The sequence below is a fragment of the Maribacter aquimaris genome (assembly GCF_014596745.1).
GTDB lineage: Bacteria > Bacteroidota > Bacteroidia > Flavobacteriales > Flavobacteriaceae > Maribacter_A > Maribacter_A aquimaris.
In genome coordinates this window covers 87,846-101,855 of record NZ_JABTCF010000008.1, presented here as the reverse complement: position 1 = coordinate 101,855, position 14,010 = coordinate 87,846, and the positions used below count along the sequence as shown (strand labels likewise).

The window sequence follows — 14,010 nt, the reverse complement described above, 5'->3', positions numbered from 1 at the left end:
TCAATCCTCTTTACCTGCTTTGAACAAAAAATCCTTTTCTGCTTTCGAAAGACTTTCATATCCTGACTTGCTGATCTTATCTAAAATAGCATCTATTTTGCGCTGGTGGCTTTCTTTATTGTAACTTACCTTAGTCCCCGAAGCTCCCTTTTTATTTCGATAGACCGTTTTCATCGGTGCCTTTTTCTCGGTCTTCTTAAAGAGATTGGCCACAGCATCGATCATTTTCGAAAAACCCTCTCCAATATCCTTACCCTTCAACAATTGCCGAGCATAGAAATAACCCAATAAAGCTCCGCCCAAATGCGCGAAATTCCCCCCTGGATTCAATCCCATGGATAATTGAACCAAGTCCATCACCACAATAAACGCACCCAAATACCAAAGTTTGAGATTAAAGAAGATCAAACGGACTTCCTGGTTTGGCATATAGGCACAGATAAAGATCAGAACGGCCCTCACCCCAGCAGATGCTCCAATCAACGCCGCATTCACCTTAAAAAAGGCAGGAAAAACATTGTATCCCACCATAAAGAACAAGCCTCCCAAAATAACACCCAGAAAATAAACATTTAAGAAGCGTCTTCCATTAAACAAATTCAGAAATATCCTTCCCACGTAGTAGAGCACCAACATATTCCAAAAAATATGTCCAAATCCGGCATGGAAAAAGGAATAGGTGACCAGTGACCATGGTTGCATCAAGAAATCAAAAAAATCCTTGGGTAACTCAAACCACTGCACCAGAATATCAGGATTTGTACGGAACAATAATGTAATCAATCCGTTTAGGATGAACACCAGAACATTGACTACGATGAGTTTCTCCGCAACGGACAGCCTAGCATATTGATATTTTAAATTTCCTGTGACCATATTTAATTCCAACGTTTATTGTTGAATTGATTTTTCTTCCAATACCACATCATAATGAATCCGGCAATGGCACCCCCTACGTGTGCAAAATGGGCAATACCTCCTCCAAACAACGAATACCCTGTTACTCCTGAAAATAAATCGAGTCCTATCAATACAGGGATAAAATACTTGGCTTTAATGGGAATGGGCAAGAAAATAAGGAAGAGTTCACTATTGGGATACGACATGCCAAAAGCCACCAGCACACCATAAATGGCACCAGAAGCCCCAACTGCCGGGGTATTATAAGCACTTAAAAAATTATCAATAGTACTTTTTGAGGCGATATCATACCAAGCGGGACTGTATTGCCCACCACTAATAATCTCCATGATCTGACTCTTGTCAATCCCGGAATCCACCAAAGCCTGTATACCTTCATTAAAGTAGTAATAGTTCACCCCTGTATGGATAAGCGCTGCTCCAATTCCCGCAGAAAAATAAAAAAACAGGAATTTGTTCCTGCCCCACATACGTTCCAAAGGTGTACCAAAAGCCCATAGGGCGTACATATTGAACCCAATATGGGCAAAACCACCATGCATGAACATATGGGTGACTATTTGCCAAAGTTCGAAATTTTCGTTTTTTGGAAACCAAAGTGAAAACCATTCATACATTTGGTCACCATAAAGTGAGGTGGCCACGAAAAAAAGAACATTTACAATCAATAAATGCTTAATAGCATCTGTTATCCTACCCATCTAAATAAATTTTTTGTCAATATCATTTTCGGTTATGGTCACATATACAGGTTTATTAAACGGACTCCATCTCGATTCCTTACAGGCGAAAAGATCGTTTACCAAGGCCAACTGTGATGCATTGTTCAATACTTCCCCGGTCTTGACCGATAAGGTTTTTGCCAAGGTCTTTGCCAATACATCCGTTTGGGAAAAACTATCCTCGGTGATCTGCATTTGAAAATCGGAAATCAATTGATCCAAAACCATACCCACCTCACTTTCCGAAATCAAAGGAGGCACTCCTGTTATCCGTACTTCTTCCTTATCAATATTCGAAAATACAAAACCAATGCTTGTTAGACTTTCTTTGATCTCCTTTAAGATTGCAATATCAGCATTTGAGAAGGATAACTGCAAAGGAAACAACAATTGTTGGCTAATCGCCTGGTTCACCGTTATATTTTTCAAAAACTGCTCATATAGCACCCTTTGATGGGCCCTACTTTGATCGATGACCACCATTCCCGATTTGATGGTCGTAACAATATATTTTCTTCTCAGTTGGAAAGTAGTGGCCAAAGATTCCAGATCTTCCTGATGCCCCTCAAAAAAAGACCCCGTGTTTGATTCGGATTCAAACCGAACACTACTGAAATCATCGTCTTGCCCCACCTTGGAATCTATTCCCACATATAGGTTCTCCCACCCATCGGTGTTCTGCTTTTTATAGTTGCGACCAATAGATGATTTTTGACCTACTTCTTGAAAAGGGTTGAAGGCGCGATCAACAGTTACATTAGGTTGCACCGCATTCTTATCTTTATAATCATAGGGCGTCTCGAGGTTTTGATCTTGTTCAAAATCCAATGCGGGCACCACATTAAACTGCCCCAAACTATGCTTAATGGTTGATCTTAATATGGCATAGAGTGTATGCTCATCATCAAATTTAACCTCTGTTTTTGTGGGATGTATATTTATGTCTATGGATGCGGGATCCACATCCAAATACAAAAAATATCCTGGGTAGGCGTCTGATTTTATGAGTCCTTCAAAAGCCGCCAATACAGCATGATGCAAATACGGACTTTTAATAAACCGGTTGTTCACAAAGAAAAATTGCTCTCCCCTACTCTTTTTGGCAAACTCCGGCTTAATGATGAATCCGGATATCTTGACCACCTGTGTCTCCTCATTGACGGGTACCAATTTTTCATTGGTCTTACTTCCAAAAATATGAACGATCCTTTGCCTTTGGTTTGCTTTCGGCAAATTGAACAATTCACTCCCGTTATTGTAAAAATTAAAGGCTATACCGGGGTGCGCCAAAGCGACCCTATGGAATTCATCGGTAATATGCCGAAGTTCCACTTGGTTCGATTTAAGAAAATTACGTCTTGCGGGGATATTGAAAAAAAGGTTCTTTACAGACATCGATGTGCCTTTGGGCGCCACGCAAACTTCTTGGAACTTGATTTCGCTACCTTCAATACGTAAATGGGTAGCCATTTCATCCTGTTCTGGCCTTGTCTGCAATTCAACATGGGCAATGGCCGCTATTGAGGCCAGTGCCTCACCCCGAAATCCTTTGGTGTTCAAACTGAAGAGGTCCTCAGCCTTTTGTATTTTGGAAGTGGCATGTCGTTCAAAACCCATACGGGCATCTGTTGGCGTCATACCTATACCATCATCAATAACCTGAATAAGGATTTTACCGCCTTCCTTAATAATAAGTTTTATGGAAGCGGCCCCTGCATCAATAGCATTCTCCAGTAGTTCCTTGACTACGGATGCAGGTCGTTGCACTACCTCACCTGCAGCTATTTGATTGGCAACATGGTCTGGCAAAAGTTTTATAATGTCCGCCATTATTACTTAAAGAATATTGAGATGTCAAAATCGATTATGTAAAGAAAAATAAGAATCAAAACCGCCAGAATCACAGCCATTCGAATCTTCAAGTTTCTATCACCTTGGGTCTTTACATCGTCAATGGCTGAATTGAACTTACCCTTGATTCCTCTTGGGGCATTTAAAGTGGAACGAAATTTATCGAATCTAGGTTCTATCTTATAAGGGTTACCTTTCCCCTTATCGTCATAAAAACGAGGCTTATAATCGAACTTTCTGTTCTTCCCTATACGCGTAAATTTCTTCAGTATACTCACAACTCCCAAAGTTACTTAAAATCAAAAAATATGGCGTATACGTATTCCCAAAATTTGTTAACAGTACAATATTGGAAAAATATAGTCGAAAATAAACAAGGACACTACTTGGCCAAGTCTGCCATTTTTATGGCCGCTATTGCGGCTTCTGCCCCTTTATTACCATGCTTACCCCCACTTCGGTCTATGGCCTGTTGCAAGTTGTTATCAGTGAGCACACAAAAAATGACCGGCGTATTGTAAAGCACGTTCAAATCCTTGATTCCCTGGGCTGTGGCACTACATACAAAATCGAAATGCTTGGTCTCTCCCTGAATTACACTACCTATTGCGATAACCGCGTCAACCTTCTCAGCGGTAATCATTTTTTTTGAACCAAAGGTCAGTTCAAAACTTCCAGGCACATTACACCGTATGATATTACCATCGATGGCACCACAGTCGATCAAGGCTTTGTAGGCCCCATCAAAAAGTCCTTCTGTAATTTCCGAATTCCATTCAGACACAACAATCCCAAACCGAAAATCCTTCGCGTTTGGGATTGTTGATTTATCGTACTCCGATAAATTCTTATTTGCTGTTGCCATTATTCCGCACTTTTGGCCATTCCAATAAATGCATCAATGGTATTCGCTTCATTGGAAGAAGGAAACTCATCCTTGATTCTTTGGAAATATTTTAAGGCCTTGTCATTTTCTTTCAATTCAAGAGCGGTAACCCCTGATTTATATAGGAATTTAGGGGTAGTAAAGTCATTATTACTATGCTTAACAGCACTTTCATAATACCCTAATGCATCTTTCGGTTGATTCAACTGCATAAAAGCATCCCCAAGTCCACCTTTGGCAAGGGCACCCAGAATATCATCATCCGACGAGAATTTTTCCAAATAATCGATGGCTCCCTGATAATTCTTCATGTCCAAATATGCCATTCCTGCAGAATAGTTGGCCAAATTAGCCGCCTTGGTACCGGAATATTCCTCAATAATATCCAAGAAACCATATTTACCCTCAGCCCCGTTCAATGCCAAATTATACAGTGAATCCTTAGCCGTGGTTGTATTCAAGGCCTGCTCAAAATACTGTTGTGGATATAAAAGCTCATTGGTCGCTTCGGCGTCCTTTGGTTTTTGTACAAACTGATTGTACGCCAAAGAACCTAAAACCGCTACAGCTATAACTCCAATGACCCCAAGGATATAGTTTTGGTTTTTGGATACCCATTCCTCAGTTTTCGAAGCACTTTCATCCAAGGTACTGAATACCTCAGCCGTTGTACTTTCCTGCTCATCGAACTTTTGCTCTTCAAGTTTGTTTTTTGGTTTAAAACCCCGCTTTTTATATGTTGCCATTGGTAATTTTATTAATCGCGCAAAAATAAAGTTTTTATTGAAATCCGAAGCGGTATTTATTCGTTATTTTTGATAATTCACAAGATATCCTTATTTCAATATTCAAAAAATAGAGGTTCCCACAATGTTTCTCAAGAGATTATCACTGATAAATTATAAAAATTTCGATTCACAGACCTTTGATTTCGACGGCAAGATCAATTGCTTTGTCGGTCCTAATGGAATTGGAAAGACCAATGCATTGGATGCCATTTACCATTTGTCTTTCGGGAAGGGATATTTTAATCCTGTCGCTTCACAGAACATCAAACATGGGGAGGAGTTTTTTGTAATCGATGGGGAATTTGAAAATTTGGACCGTGAGGAAAAAATCGTTTGCAGTGTCAAAAAGGGCATGAAAAAAATTATCAAACGCAATGGCAAGGCCTATGACCGTTTATCGGACCATATCGGTCTTTTGCCCTTGGTCATTATTTCACCTGCAGACCGGGATCTGATCATTGAAGGCAGTGATACGCGTAGAAAGTTCATCGATGGGGTAATCTCCCAGTCGGACAAGGAGTACCTTCAAACATTGATCAACTACAATAGGGTATTGCTTCAGCGCAATTCACTGCTAAAGTATTTTGTTGCCAACCAAACTTTCGATGCATCGACACTTTCAGTATACGATGGGCAATTACACACCTACGGCTCCACCATATTTAAAAAACGATTACAATTCATCGAAACCTTCATTCCCATTTTCAAAGAACAATACAAGGCTATATCAGGAGGTAATGAAGAGGTAATGTTGGGGTATGACAGTAAATTGCTACAGAATGATTTACTTGAATTACTATCCAAGAACATAGAGAAAGACAGAATTTTACAATACACGAGTGTAGGCGTCCATAAAGACGACCTCAGTTTCGAGATTGCCGGATACCCCATTAAAAAATTCGGAAGTCAGGGACAACAAAAATCTTTCTTGATCGCCTTGAAATTTGCCCAATTCCATTTTATAAAAGAACAGGCCAAAACAAACCCGATCCTATTGCTTGATGATATTTTCGACAAGTTGGATGAACATCGGGTGGCCCATATCGTCGGATTGGTCAATAATGAGAATTTTGGACAGATTTTCATTAGTGACACCCATGCCGAACGTACAGAGAATATCGTCAAGAATATACATCAATCCTATAAAATCATTAAACTGTAAAATGAAACGATTACTTTTTTTCGGATTTCTATCTCTAATGACAGCTTGCCAGAAAAACGTCTCACAGGAAGACTTGCCTTTCTTGAATGGCTATTGGGAAATAGCAAAAGTGAACATGCCCGATGGGCAAACCAAGGAATATACCATCAATACCACAGTCGATTATATCGAGATGAAGGATTTATCAGGGTTTCGAAAAAAGGTTTACCCCAAATTGGATGGCACCTTCGACACCTCAAATGATACTGAGGAATTTACCGTGGTGAACCAAAATAATATAATTGAACTTCATTATAAAACAAACCTAAGTGAATGGGTCGAAACCTTAAACACCTTAGATCAAGATTCCTTTTCGGTGACCAATACGGATAAGATCACCTATACGTATAAACGATTTCAACCTATAAAAGTGCAAAAATAATGGCCAAGCGAAACAATGACAATATACCGCTAAGTGAAGCCCTAAAAGATTTCATTCAGGAGAACAAACTTCAACAAGGCATTGATAAGGTTAATGCACGTGAGGCATGGATACGATTAATGGGGAACGGGGTAAACAATTATACCACGGCTATTGAACTACGTAAGGATACCCTGTATGTTTCCCTATCCTCATCGGTTCTTCGTGAGGAACTAAGCTTGGGCAAGTCCAAAATTGTGGAAATGTTGAACGAAGAACTTGGAAAGGACCTCGTAAAGAAAATCGTTTTACGATAAAAAAAGACCTACTGGATTGCAGCAACCAAGTAGGTCTTAAAACTTTATATACTTCGTACGCTCTTAACTTAGTACATTTCCCTTCCTGAAAAATGAAAAGCTCCTTCGATGGCAGCGTTTTCATCACTATCAGAGCCGTGAACGGCATTCTCAGAGATATCGGTAGCGAACATTTTTCGAATGGTACCTTCCGCTGCCTCTGCAGGGTTGGTCGCTCCGATCAAGGCCCTAAAATCCTCAACGGCATTTTCTTTTTCCAAAACTGCAGCAACTATGGGTCCCCTTGTCATGAATTGAACCAAATCTGCAAAAAATGGACGTTCAGCGTGTATTTCATAAAACTTTTCAGCATCCCTTTTGCTCAACTGGGTAAATTTCATGGCTACGATTTTAAATCCGGCAGAATTGATTTTCTCCAAGATAGCCCCAATGTGTCCTTTTTCAACCGCATCAGGCTTGATCATCGTAAAAGTTCTGTTTGTCGTCATTTGTAAAAATTTTGGCAAAAATACGTTTAATTCCTAAAACCACAACTATTAATTCGTTTGTTGCCTCAGCCCCAACGACCAACTTTGACCTGCCATAAATCAAAGAAACCCAATGTTCTCAAATCCAAACCAATCCACATAAACCCAAAACCTGAGGGACAACTTTAGTCCATCATGCGAAAGGCATATTCTTCGAACCAACCCTCCAATAGAAATCAAAAGCCACACCAAAACAATTGAATTTATAAGCAGTTGCTCTTTCCCATGCCGATTTACAAGCTTTAAAAAAGAGCTAAAAATGGCCTATAATAGTGAAATTCCATGCTATATTACTATATTAGCCCCCATGAATTTAGAGGATATAAAAGCGGTTGGAAATCTACTGGCCCAACCCCAGAAAATAGTCATTGTACCCCACAAAAATCCTGATGGCGATGCTATTGGCTCCACATTGGCCCTATGGCATTATTTAAAAAACAGGGGACAAGAAGCGCATATTATCGCTCCTAATGATTTCCCGAAATTCCTAAAATGGATGCCCGGCCACGAGCAGATAATGAATTTTGAAAGGGAGAACTCACAATCCAAGACATTGATCGAACAAGCGACGATTATTTTCACATTGGATTTCAATCATTTGGGTCGTATTGGACAAATGGAGCCCGTACTTAAGGAGAGTGACGCTACCTTTATTATGATAGACCACCACCAGGCCCCTTCCGATTATGCCCAATATATGTATTCGGATGTGCTCATGAGTTCAACCTGTGAAATGGTCTACAATTTTATAGAATTCTTAGGGGATGATGATAAGATTACCCCAGAGATGGCCAATTGTATTTACACAGGGATAATGACCGATACGGGATCGTTCAAATATTCTTCAACCACAAGTAGAACCCATACGATTGTTGCTGCCTTGATTGACAAAGGGGCAGAAAACACCAAGGCCCATAACCTGGTTTATGACACCAACACACCCAACCGACTGCATCTTTTGGGCTGTGCCCTTAAAAATATGGTTATCCTAAAGGATTTCAATACGGCATACATTACCCTTAGCCAGGACGAATTGGACACCTATGGGTATCAAAAAGGGGATACAGAGGGATTTGTCAACTACGGTCTTACGCTTCATGGAATATGTTTTGCCGTGATATTCATTGAAAACAAAGAAGAAGGCATTATAAAAATCTCGTTCCGTTCCGAAGGGCAATTCTCGGTAAATGAATTTGCAAGAAAACACTTTAATGGGGGCGGACATACCAATGCGGCAGGCGGACGTAGCGACGTATCCTTGCAGGAAACCACCGAATATTTCACTTCACTCTTAAAGGATTATAAGACGCAATTGAACGCATGAAAAAATTACCATTGATTTTGTTGATTATCACCTTGGCCAGCTGTGGTGGCCCAGAACCTAGGCGCCCAGTACAAATGAAAACCTCAACCATAAACACCTCCATTGAGCGCAGTAAAAAACTTTTGGTACTTGAGGAAAGTATGATTGAGGCAATTATCAAAAAGGATTCAATAAACGAATATACCCATAGTAACACCGGTGCCTGGTATTACTACGTTCAGAAGAATGATGAGGCTACCTACACCCCCCAACCCAATGATATGGTCACAATGACCTATACTGTTATGGGGTTCAACAATGATACCATATACACCCAGGATGAAATTGGGATTTTCAATTACATAGTAGACAAACAGGAACTTTTTCCGGGATTACGGAATAGCGTAAAACTTCTTAAAGAGAAAGAGACTGCAACTTTCCTGTTTCCCTCTTCCCTGGCCTACGGCTATCATGGGGACGACAATAAAATTGGGGTCAACGTTCCGATAAAGGCAACCGTAACCCTTTTAGCCATTAACAAACAACAAGATAGTACTCAAAATTAAAATAATGATAATGAAAAAAACTTTTCTTTTTTTACTGACCCTCTCAATGGCTTTGTCCAGTTGCAAATCGAGTAAATACGCTGATTTGGGCGATGGTCTTTTCGCTGACATACAAACCACTAAAGGGGATATCGTCGTTAAATTGGAAGACGATAAAACCCCTATCACCGTAGCGAACTTTATTTCCCTTGCCGAAGGGAACAACCCCTTTGTCAATGAGGAGTTTAAAGGTATAAAATATTACGACGGTGTTATCTTCCACAGGGTTATCAAGGATTTTATGATCCAGGGTGGTGATCCTACCGGAACAGGCAGTGGCGGACCTGGTTACAAATTCAAGGATGAGTTCAATGATTCATTGACCCATTACAAGGCCGGTATCCTATCCATGGCCAATTCGGGTCCAGCTACCAATGGTAGCCAATTTTTCATCACACACAAGGAAACCCCTTTCTTAAATGGAAGACATACTGTTTTTGGGGAAGTTGTCATAGGTATGGATGTTGTTGATTCCATTGCCAATGTCGCGACTTTACAAGCGCCACAAAAAGACAGACCTGAAGTTGATGTAGTCATGAATACCGTAGAAATCATCCGAAATGGAAAAGCTGCCAGAAAATTCGATGCCGTACAGATCATGACCGATTATTTTAATGCAGAAAAAAAGAGGTTGGCTGACGAAGAAAAGGAAAACAAGGCCAGAAAAGCCGCTTATGACAAGATGATGCCTGAATTTGTAGCCGCTTTGGCCGCTGACAAAGGGAAAGCCAAGACCTTACCATCAGGATTGCAATTATTAAGGCTTGTTGAAGGGTCTGGCGAAAGCCCCGTAATCGGTCAAAAGGTAAAGGTCATGTATGCCGGTTATCTGGAAGACGGGTCTCTTTTTGACAGCAACGACGAAGAGGTTGCCAAAAAATTCATGAAATACGACGAGAGAAGAAAAGCAGGTGGTGGCTATGAAGCAGTACCCATGCCCTACAGTCCTGATGCGGGATTGATCCCTGGATTCAAGGAAGGACTTTTAACGATGAAAGTTGGCGATAAGGTACGTTTGTTCATTCCTCCCCACTTGGGATATGGTGAGCAAGGTGGAGGTCCTATTCCTCCAAATGCCAATTTGATTTTTGATTTGGAAATAACGGGTATCGCCGAATAATCCTAGAATCAGACTAAAAGTAAAAAAACCGAAGCTTGGAAAGCTTCGGTTTTTTTATGCTAATTTCCTCAAGGACCTAACACGACCAGTATACCATCTTATCTTTATAGCCAAGATTAAAAAAACACATCCCATAAAAAAAAGATTATTTTTTCCAATTGTGGGACTTCAATTGCATCGTAGCCTTTAGAATATCCTTTTGGGAAATCTGTCCAACCAATTTCCCTCCTTCAACAATGGGAAACCGTCTGCGCTTATCATTTAGAAATTTATTCGCCGCATCAAAGATGTTCATGTTCCCATCAATGGTCTCTACATTTTTAGCCATCTTTTTTTCAATGGTATCATCCCCACCTGTAGGCAGGTTATAATAACGACTATCACTGATATGTTTGATACAATCCCCCTCGGAAATAATACCTACTAATTCATTTTTATCATTAACCACAGGACCTCCGGAAATTTTATACCGAATCAATGCATCAATAACATCCTCCACAGATTGTTCTGGTCTGAAAGTTATAAGCTTTGTGGTCATATAGTCACTGACCTTTAGTGGCACTTCTTCTGTAAGATTTTGATTCTTTCTTGCGCCCTGAAAACTTTTTATACCCATAACTATCGTTTTTTTTTGCGTTTAACGAAAGTTACAGAAAAATTAATAAGCAATGTTTATTGTTTATGTTAATTCATTGCTTAATTGTAAGTGTAATTGTTAATTCTTGGGAATGTCCTTAAGTATCTCCAACACAAACTTCCAAAATTTTTGTACAGAGGAAATACAAACCCGTTCGTCAGGGGAATGGGCCCCTTTGATGGTTGGACCAAAACTGATCATATCCATTTCAGGATAATTCTGTCCCAAAATGCCACATTCCAGTCCGGCATGACAAGCTACGACTTGCGGTTTTGCCGCAAATAGTGATTCATATTTACCTTCCAGGACACGAAGAATCACCGAATCCGGATTAGGGTTCCAACCTGGGTATTCCCCTGCGAATTCCACGGTACAACCCGCCAATTCAAAGGCTGATTTTAAGGCATTTGCCAAATCCATCTTGGCCGAGTTTACCGATGACCGGGTCAAACATCCAATTTTTATCGCTCCACCCTTCACTACAACACGGGCAATATTATTCGAGGTTTCAACCAAATCAGCAATAGCGGCACTCATAGCATATACTCCGTTATGGGCTGTATAAATCGAACGTACCAACTTTTCCTGTGTCGTTTTCGGCATTACTTTGGCTGGCGTCTCCGATAAGACCATGGTAATGGTTAAATCCGGTTCATTCACCAACATTTCACTTTTTATGGCCTTTACCCATTTCCCAAATGATCTTTCAAAATCATGGGCTTCGGTTCTTTTTAAAGCAATTTTCGCGAAACTTTCCCTAGGAATGGCATTTCTTAAACTACCGCCATCAATTTCGGAAATCTGTATGCTGTATGCTTCCATGGCATTGAAAAGTAGGCGGTTCATAATCTTATTGGCATTTCCCAATCCCTTATGAATATCCATACCACTATGGCCACCTTGAAGATTTTTTACTGCAATTTGGCACCCTACCGAATCAGCATCCACCGATTCCTCGGTATAACTTCTTGTTGCCGTTACATCGATACCTCCAGCGCATCCTATATCTATCTCGTCATCCTCCTCGGTATCCAAATTCAATAAAATATCCCCTTGCAACACGCCACCTTCAAGTCCCATCGCACCGGTCATTCCCGTTTCTTCATCAATGGTAAAAAGGGCCTCCAAAAAAGGATGTGGAATATCGACACTTTCCAATAGCGCCATAATCGTGGCCACTCCCAATCCGTTATCCGCACCTAAGGTTGTGCCATCAGCTTTTACCCAATCCCCATCAACATACATTTTAATACCTTCAACATCAAAATCGAATTTTGTATCCGCATTTTTTTGATGTACCATATCGAGGTGGGATTGCAAGGTTATTTTCTTGCGATCTTCCATACCAACTGTGGCCGGTTTTCGTATGATTACATTCCCTACACTATCCGAAAAGGTTTCCAGACCTAGGGATGTACCAAAATCCAACATAAACTGTATTACCCGCCCTTCTTTCTTTGAAGGCCTTGGCACTTCATTTAAATCGGCGAATTTATTCCAAACACACTGTGGTTCGAGCTGTCTTACTTCTTGACTCATAATATTCTTTTTGCACTTCAAAAGTACATCATGCGAATGAAATTTAGGGTATTAATCCCTATTTTTGAAACCATGGTTGATAAAATCAAAAATTGGGTCGCAGTATCGATAATTCCGCAAATAATCCTCGTTAAATGGCTTGGAAACCATCCTGACATTATCGAAAGCTATTACAGCAGGGGTATTTATATATGGATATCAGGTTTCTTTAGGATTTTATATGGATGGATTCCTTTCTCAGTGGGCGATATCCTCTATTTTACACTATCACTTTTAGCGATAAGATATGTTTACAGGTACTGGTTGGAAATCAAAACCTACCCCCTACTCTTTCTGCGCAATATTATCTTTATTCTTTCGATTGCCTACTTCACCTTTCATTTGCTCTGGGGATTCAATTATTACCGGGAACCTATTGCTAAAAGATTTGGGCTTGAAGATAGACATACAGAGAAGGAACTGCTGACACTGACGGAAGCCCTCATCCATAAAACCAATGCATTGCAATATTCCATTACCAAGGATACAGCATTGGCCGTTGAAGTCCCTTACACCCAAAAAGAGATTTTTGACAAAACCTTGATTGGATATGAAAATCTTCAAAAGACCTATCCGTTTCTTGCCTATAAACACCCGAGCATAAAAACCTCACTCTTTAGTACCGGACTAAGCTATATGGGTTATGGTGGTTACCTGAATCCGTTTACCCATGAAGGGCAAGTAAACGGACGTCTTCCCAATTTCAGGTTTCCGGTAGTCGCTGGGCATGAGATAGGACATCAAGTAGGGTATTCCGCGGAGAATGAGACCAATTTCATAGGGTATTTGGTCACACTCAATAATCCCGACCGCTATTTTCAGTATACCGCGTATGCCTATGCCTTAACCTATTGCCTCAGTGATCTTCGAAGAAATGATGAAGCTAAATTCAAGGAACTGTACAGTCTAATAAACCCAGGGACGCGAAGGAATTTTGAAGAAATGGCCCATTTCTGGCAATCGTTTGAAAACCCGATGGAACCCATATTTAAATCCATTTTCAATTCTTTCCTAAAGGCAAACAACCAGACCCAAGGCATTAAAAGCTATAATGCAGTGGTTTCACTTATGGTTACCTATCATAAAGACCATCCGGTACAGTAGGCTGTTGGCAGTTGGCGATTAGCCATTAGCAATTAGCTGTTAGCTGTTAGCTGTTAGCTGTTAGCACTGTACAATATACCTTTGGCTAT

The 14,010-nt window shown here is 40.4% G+C and carries 16 protein-coding genes; 7 read left to right on the top strand and 9 right to left on the bottom strand.

Features of this window, described 5'->3' with window-relative positions:
• From HPE56_RS13145 to HPE56_RS13120, 6 genes are all read right to left on the bottom strand, one after another.
• A complete protein-coding gene (locus HPE56_RS13145; protein ID WP_188244217.1) occupies positions 1-876 on the bottom strand; it encodes a rhomboid family protein in 876 nt (291 codons plus the stop codon).
• A gap of 2 nt (positions 877-878) precedes the next feature.
• The gene (locus tag HPE56_RS13140) at positions 879-1,622 is read right to left on the bottom strand and encodes a rhomboid family intramembrane serine protease (RefSeq protein WP_188244216.1); all 744 of its coding nucleotides are present in this window, start codon (positions 1,620-1,622) and stop codon (positions 879-881) included.
• Positions 1,623-3,473 carry a DNA mismatch repair endonuclease MutL gene (gene mutL / locus HPE56_RS13135; protein WP_188244215.1) on the bottom strand — a complete coding sequence of 617 codons (1,851 nt, stop codon included), beginning with the start codon at positions 3,471-3,473 and terminating at the stop codon, positions 1,623-1,625.
• A gap of 2 nt (positions 3,474-3,475) precedes the next feature.
• Positions 3,476-3,772 carry a riboflavin synthase subunit beta gene (locus tag HPE56_RS13130; RefSeq protein ID WP_188244214.1) on the bottom strand — a complete coding sequence of 99 codons (297 nt, stop codon included), beginning with the start codon at positions 3,770-3,772 and terminating at the stop codon, positions 3,476-3,478.
• A gap of 104 nt (positions 3,773-3,876) precedes the next feature.
• On the bottom strand, positions 3,877-4,359 hold the full coding sequence (gene ribH / locus HPE56_RS13125) for a 6,7-dimethyl-8-ribityllumazine synthase (protein ID WP_188244213.1): 483 nt from the start codon (positions 4,357-4,359) through the stop codon (positions 3,877-3,879).
• Positions 4,359-5,126, bottom strand: a complete 768-nt coding sequence (locus HPE56_RS13120; protein ID WP_188244212.1) for a tetratricopeptide repeat protein — start codon at positions 5,124-5,126, stop codon at positions 4,359-4,361. Before HPE56_RS13120 ends, ribH begins: the two co-directional genes overlap by 1 nt.
• 124 nt (positions 5,127-5,250) lie before the next feature.
• Between HPE56_RS13120 and recF the strand changes: the two genes are divergently transcribed.
• The 3 genes from recF to HPE56_RS13105 are packed head-to-tail and all read left to right on the top strand — an operon-like array spanning position 5,251 to position 7,047.
• On the top strand, positions 5,251-6,330 hold the full coding sequence (gene recF / locus HPE56_RS13115) for a DNA replication/repair protein RecF (RefSeq protein WP_188244211.1): 1,080 nt from the start codon (positions 5,251-5,253) through the stop codon (positions 6,328-6,330).
• Between the two features lies 1 nt (position 6,331).
• Entirely contained in the window at positions 6,332-6,751 is a 420-nt protein-coding gene (locus HPE56_RS13110) for a hypothetical protein (protein WP_188244210.1), read from the top strand.
• A complete protein-coding gene (locus HPE56_RS13105) occupies positions 6,751-7,047 on the top strand; it encodes a DUF721 domain-containing protein (RefSeq protein WP_188244209.1) in 297 nt (98 codons plus the stop codon). The genes HPE56_RS13110 and HPE56_RS13105 overlap by 1 nt, the downstream gene beginning before the upstream one ends.
• A 68-nt stretch (positions 7,048-7,115) precedes the next feature.
• Here the strand turns inward: HPE56_RS13105 and HPE56_RS13100 are convergent, their stop codons facing one another.
• Complete coding sequence (locus HPE56_RS13100; RefSeq protein WP_109653070.1) at positions 7,116-7,535, bottom strand: nucleoside-diphosphate kinase; 420 nt, start codon at positions 7,533-7,535, stop codon at positions 7,116-7,118.
• Between the two features lie 346 nt (positions 7,536-7,881).
• On the opposite strand from HPE56_RS13100, the gene HPE56_RS13095 reads away from it, so the two are divergent.
• The 3 genes from HPE56_RS13095 to HPE56_RS13085 are packed head-to-tail and all read left to right on the top strand — an operon-like array spanning position 7,882 to position 10,602.
• A complete protein-coding gene (locus HPE56_RS13095) occupies positions 7,882-8,898 on the top strand; it encodes a DHH family phosphoesterase (protein WP_188244306.1) in 1,017 nt (338 codons plus the stop codon).
• Positions 8,895-9,443: a gliding motility-associated peptidyl-prolyl isomerase GldI gene (gene gldI, locus HPE56_RS13090; protein ID WP_188244208.1), complete on the top strand. Its 549-nt coding sequence runs from the start codon at positions 8,895-8,897 to the stop codon at positions 9,441-9,443. Before HPE56_RS13095 ends, gldI begins: the two co-directional genes overlap by 4 nt.
• A 10-nt stretch (positions 9,444-9,453) precedes the next feature.
• A complete protein-coding gene (locus tag HPE56_RS13085; protein WP_188244207.1) occupies positions 9,454-10,602 on the top strand; it encodes a peptidylprolyl isomerase in 1,149 nt (382 codons plus the stop codon).
• Positions 10,603-10,747: 145 nt separating this feature from the next.
• Here HPE56_RS13085 and HPE56_RS13080 read toward each other — a convergent pair whose 3' ends face one another.
• Positions 10,748-11,218: a CBS domain-containing protein gene (locus HPE56_RS13080; protein WP_188244206.1), complete on the bottom strand. Its 471-nt coding sequence runs from the start codon at positions 11,216-11,218 to the stop codon at positions 10,748-10,750.
• 99 nt (positions 11,219-11,317) lie between these two features.
• On the bottom strand, positions 11,318-12,778 hold the full coding sequence (locus HPE56_RS13075) for an aminoacyl-histidine dipeptidase (protein ID WP_188244205.1): 1,461 nt from the start codon (positions 12,776-12,778) through the stop codon (positions 11,318-11,320).
• A 30-nt stretch (positions 12,779-12,808) separates the two neighbouring features.
• Here HPE56_RS13075 and HPE56_RS13070 point away from each other — a divergent pair, with 30 nt between their 5' ends.
• Positions 12,809-13,921 (top strand): DUF3810 domain-containing protein, encoded by a 1,113-nt coding sequence (locus HPE56_RS13070; protein WP_223170304.1) that lies wholly within the window; start codon positions 12,809-12,811, stop codon positions 13,919-13,921.
• Positions 13,922-14,010 lie beyond the last annotated feature (89 nt).

Bases quoted from the DNA above. Each gene is read 5' to 3' on its own strand.
- HPE56_RS13145 (WP_188244217.1), bottom strand. From the start codon at position 876: ATGGTCACAGGAAATTTAAAATATCAATATGCTAGGCTGTCCGTTGCG.
- HPE56_RS13140 (WP_188244216.1), bottom strand. From the start codon at position 1,622: ATGGGTAGGATAACAGATGCTATTAAGCATTTATTGATTGTAAATGTT.
- mutL (WP_188244215.1), bottom strand. From the start codon at position 3,473: ATGGCGGACATTATAAAACTTTTGCCAGACCATGTTGCCAATCAAATA.
- ribH (WP_188244213.1), bottom strand. From the start codon at position 4,359: ATGGCAACAGCAAATAAGAATTTATCGGAGTACGATAAATCAACAATC.
- HPE56_RS13120 (WP_188244212.1), bottom strand. From the start codon at position 5,126: ATGGCAACATATAAAAAGCGGGGTTTTAAACCAAAAAACAAACTTGAA.
- recF (WP_188244211.1), top strand. From the start codon at position 5,251: ATGTTTCTCAAGAGATTATCACTGATAAATTATAAAAATTTCGATTCA.
- HPE56_RS13110 (WP_188244210.1), top strand. From the start codon at position 6,332: ATGAAACGATTACTTTTTTTCGGATTTCTATCTCTAATGACAGCTTGC.
- HPE56_RS13105 (WP_188244209.1), top strand. From the start codon at position 6,751: ATGGCCAAGCGAAACAATGACAATATACCGCTAAGTGAAGCCCTAAAA.
- HPE56_RS13100 (WP_109653070.1), bottom strand. From the start codon at position 7,535: ATGACGACAAACAGAACTTTTACGATGATCAAGCCTGATGCGGTTGAA.
- HPE56_RS13095 (WP_188244306.1), top strand. From the start codon at position 7,882: ATGAATTTAGAGGATATAAAAGCGGTTGGAAATCTACTGGCCCAACCC.
- gldI (WP_188244208.1), top strand. From the start codon at position 8,895: ATGAAAAAATTACCATTGATTTTGTTGATTATCACCTTGGCCAGCTGT.
- HPE56_RS13085 (WP_188244207.1), top strand. From the start codon at position 9,454: ATGAAAAAAACTTTTCTTTTTTTACTGACCCTCTCAATGGCTTTGTCC.
- HPE56_RS13080 (WP_188244206.1), bottom strand. From the start codon at position 11,218: ATGGGTATAAAAAGTTTTCAGGGCGCAAGAAAGAATCAAAATCTTACA.
- HPE56_RS13075 (WP_188244205.1), bottom strand. From the start codon at position 12,778: ATGAGTCAAGAAGTAAGACAGCTCGAACCACAGTGTGTTTGGAATAAA.
- HPE56_RS13070 (WP_223170304.1), top strand. From the start codon at position 12,809: ATGCGAATGAAATTTAGGGTATTAATCCCTATTTTTGAAACCATGGTT.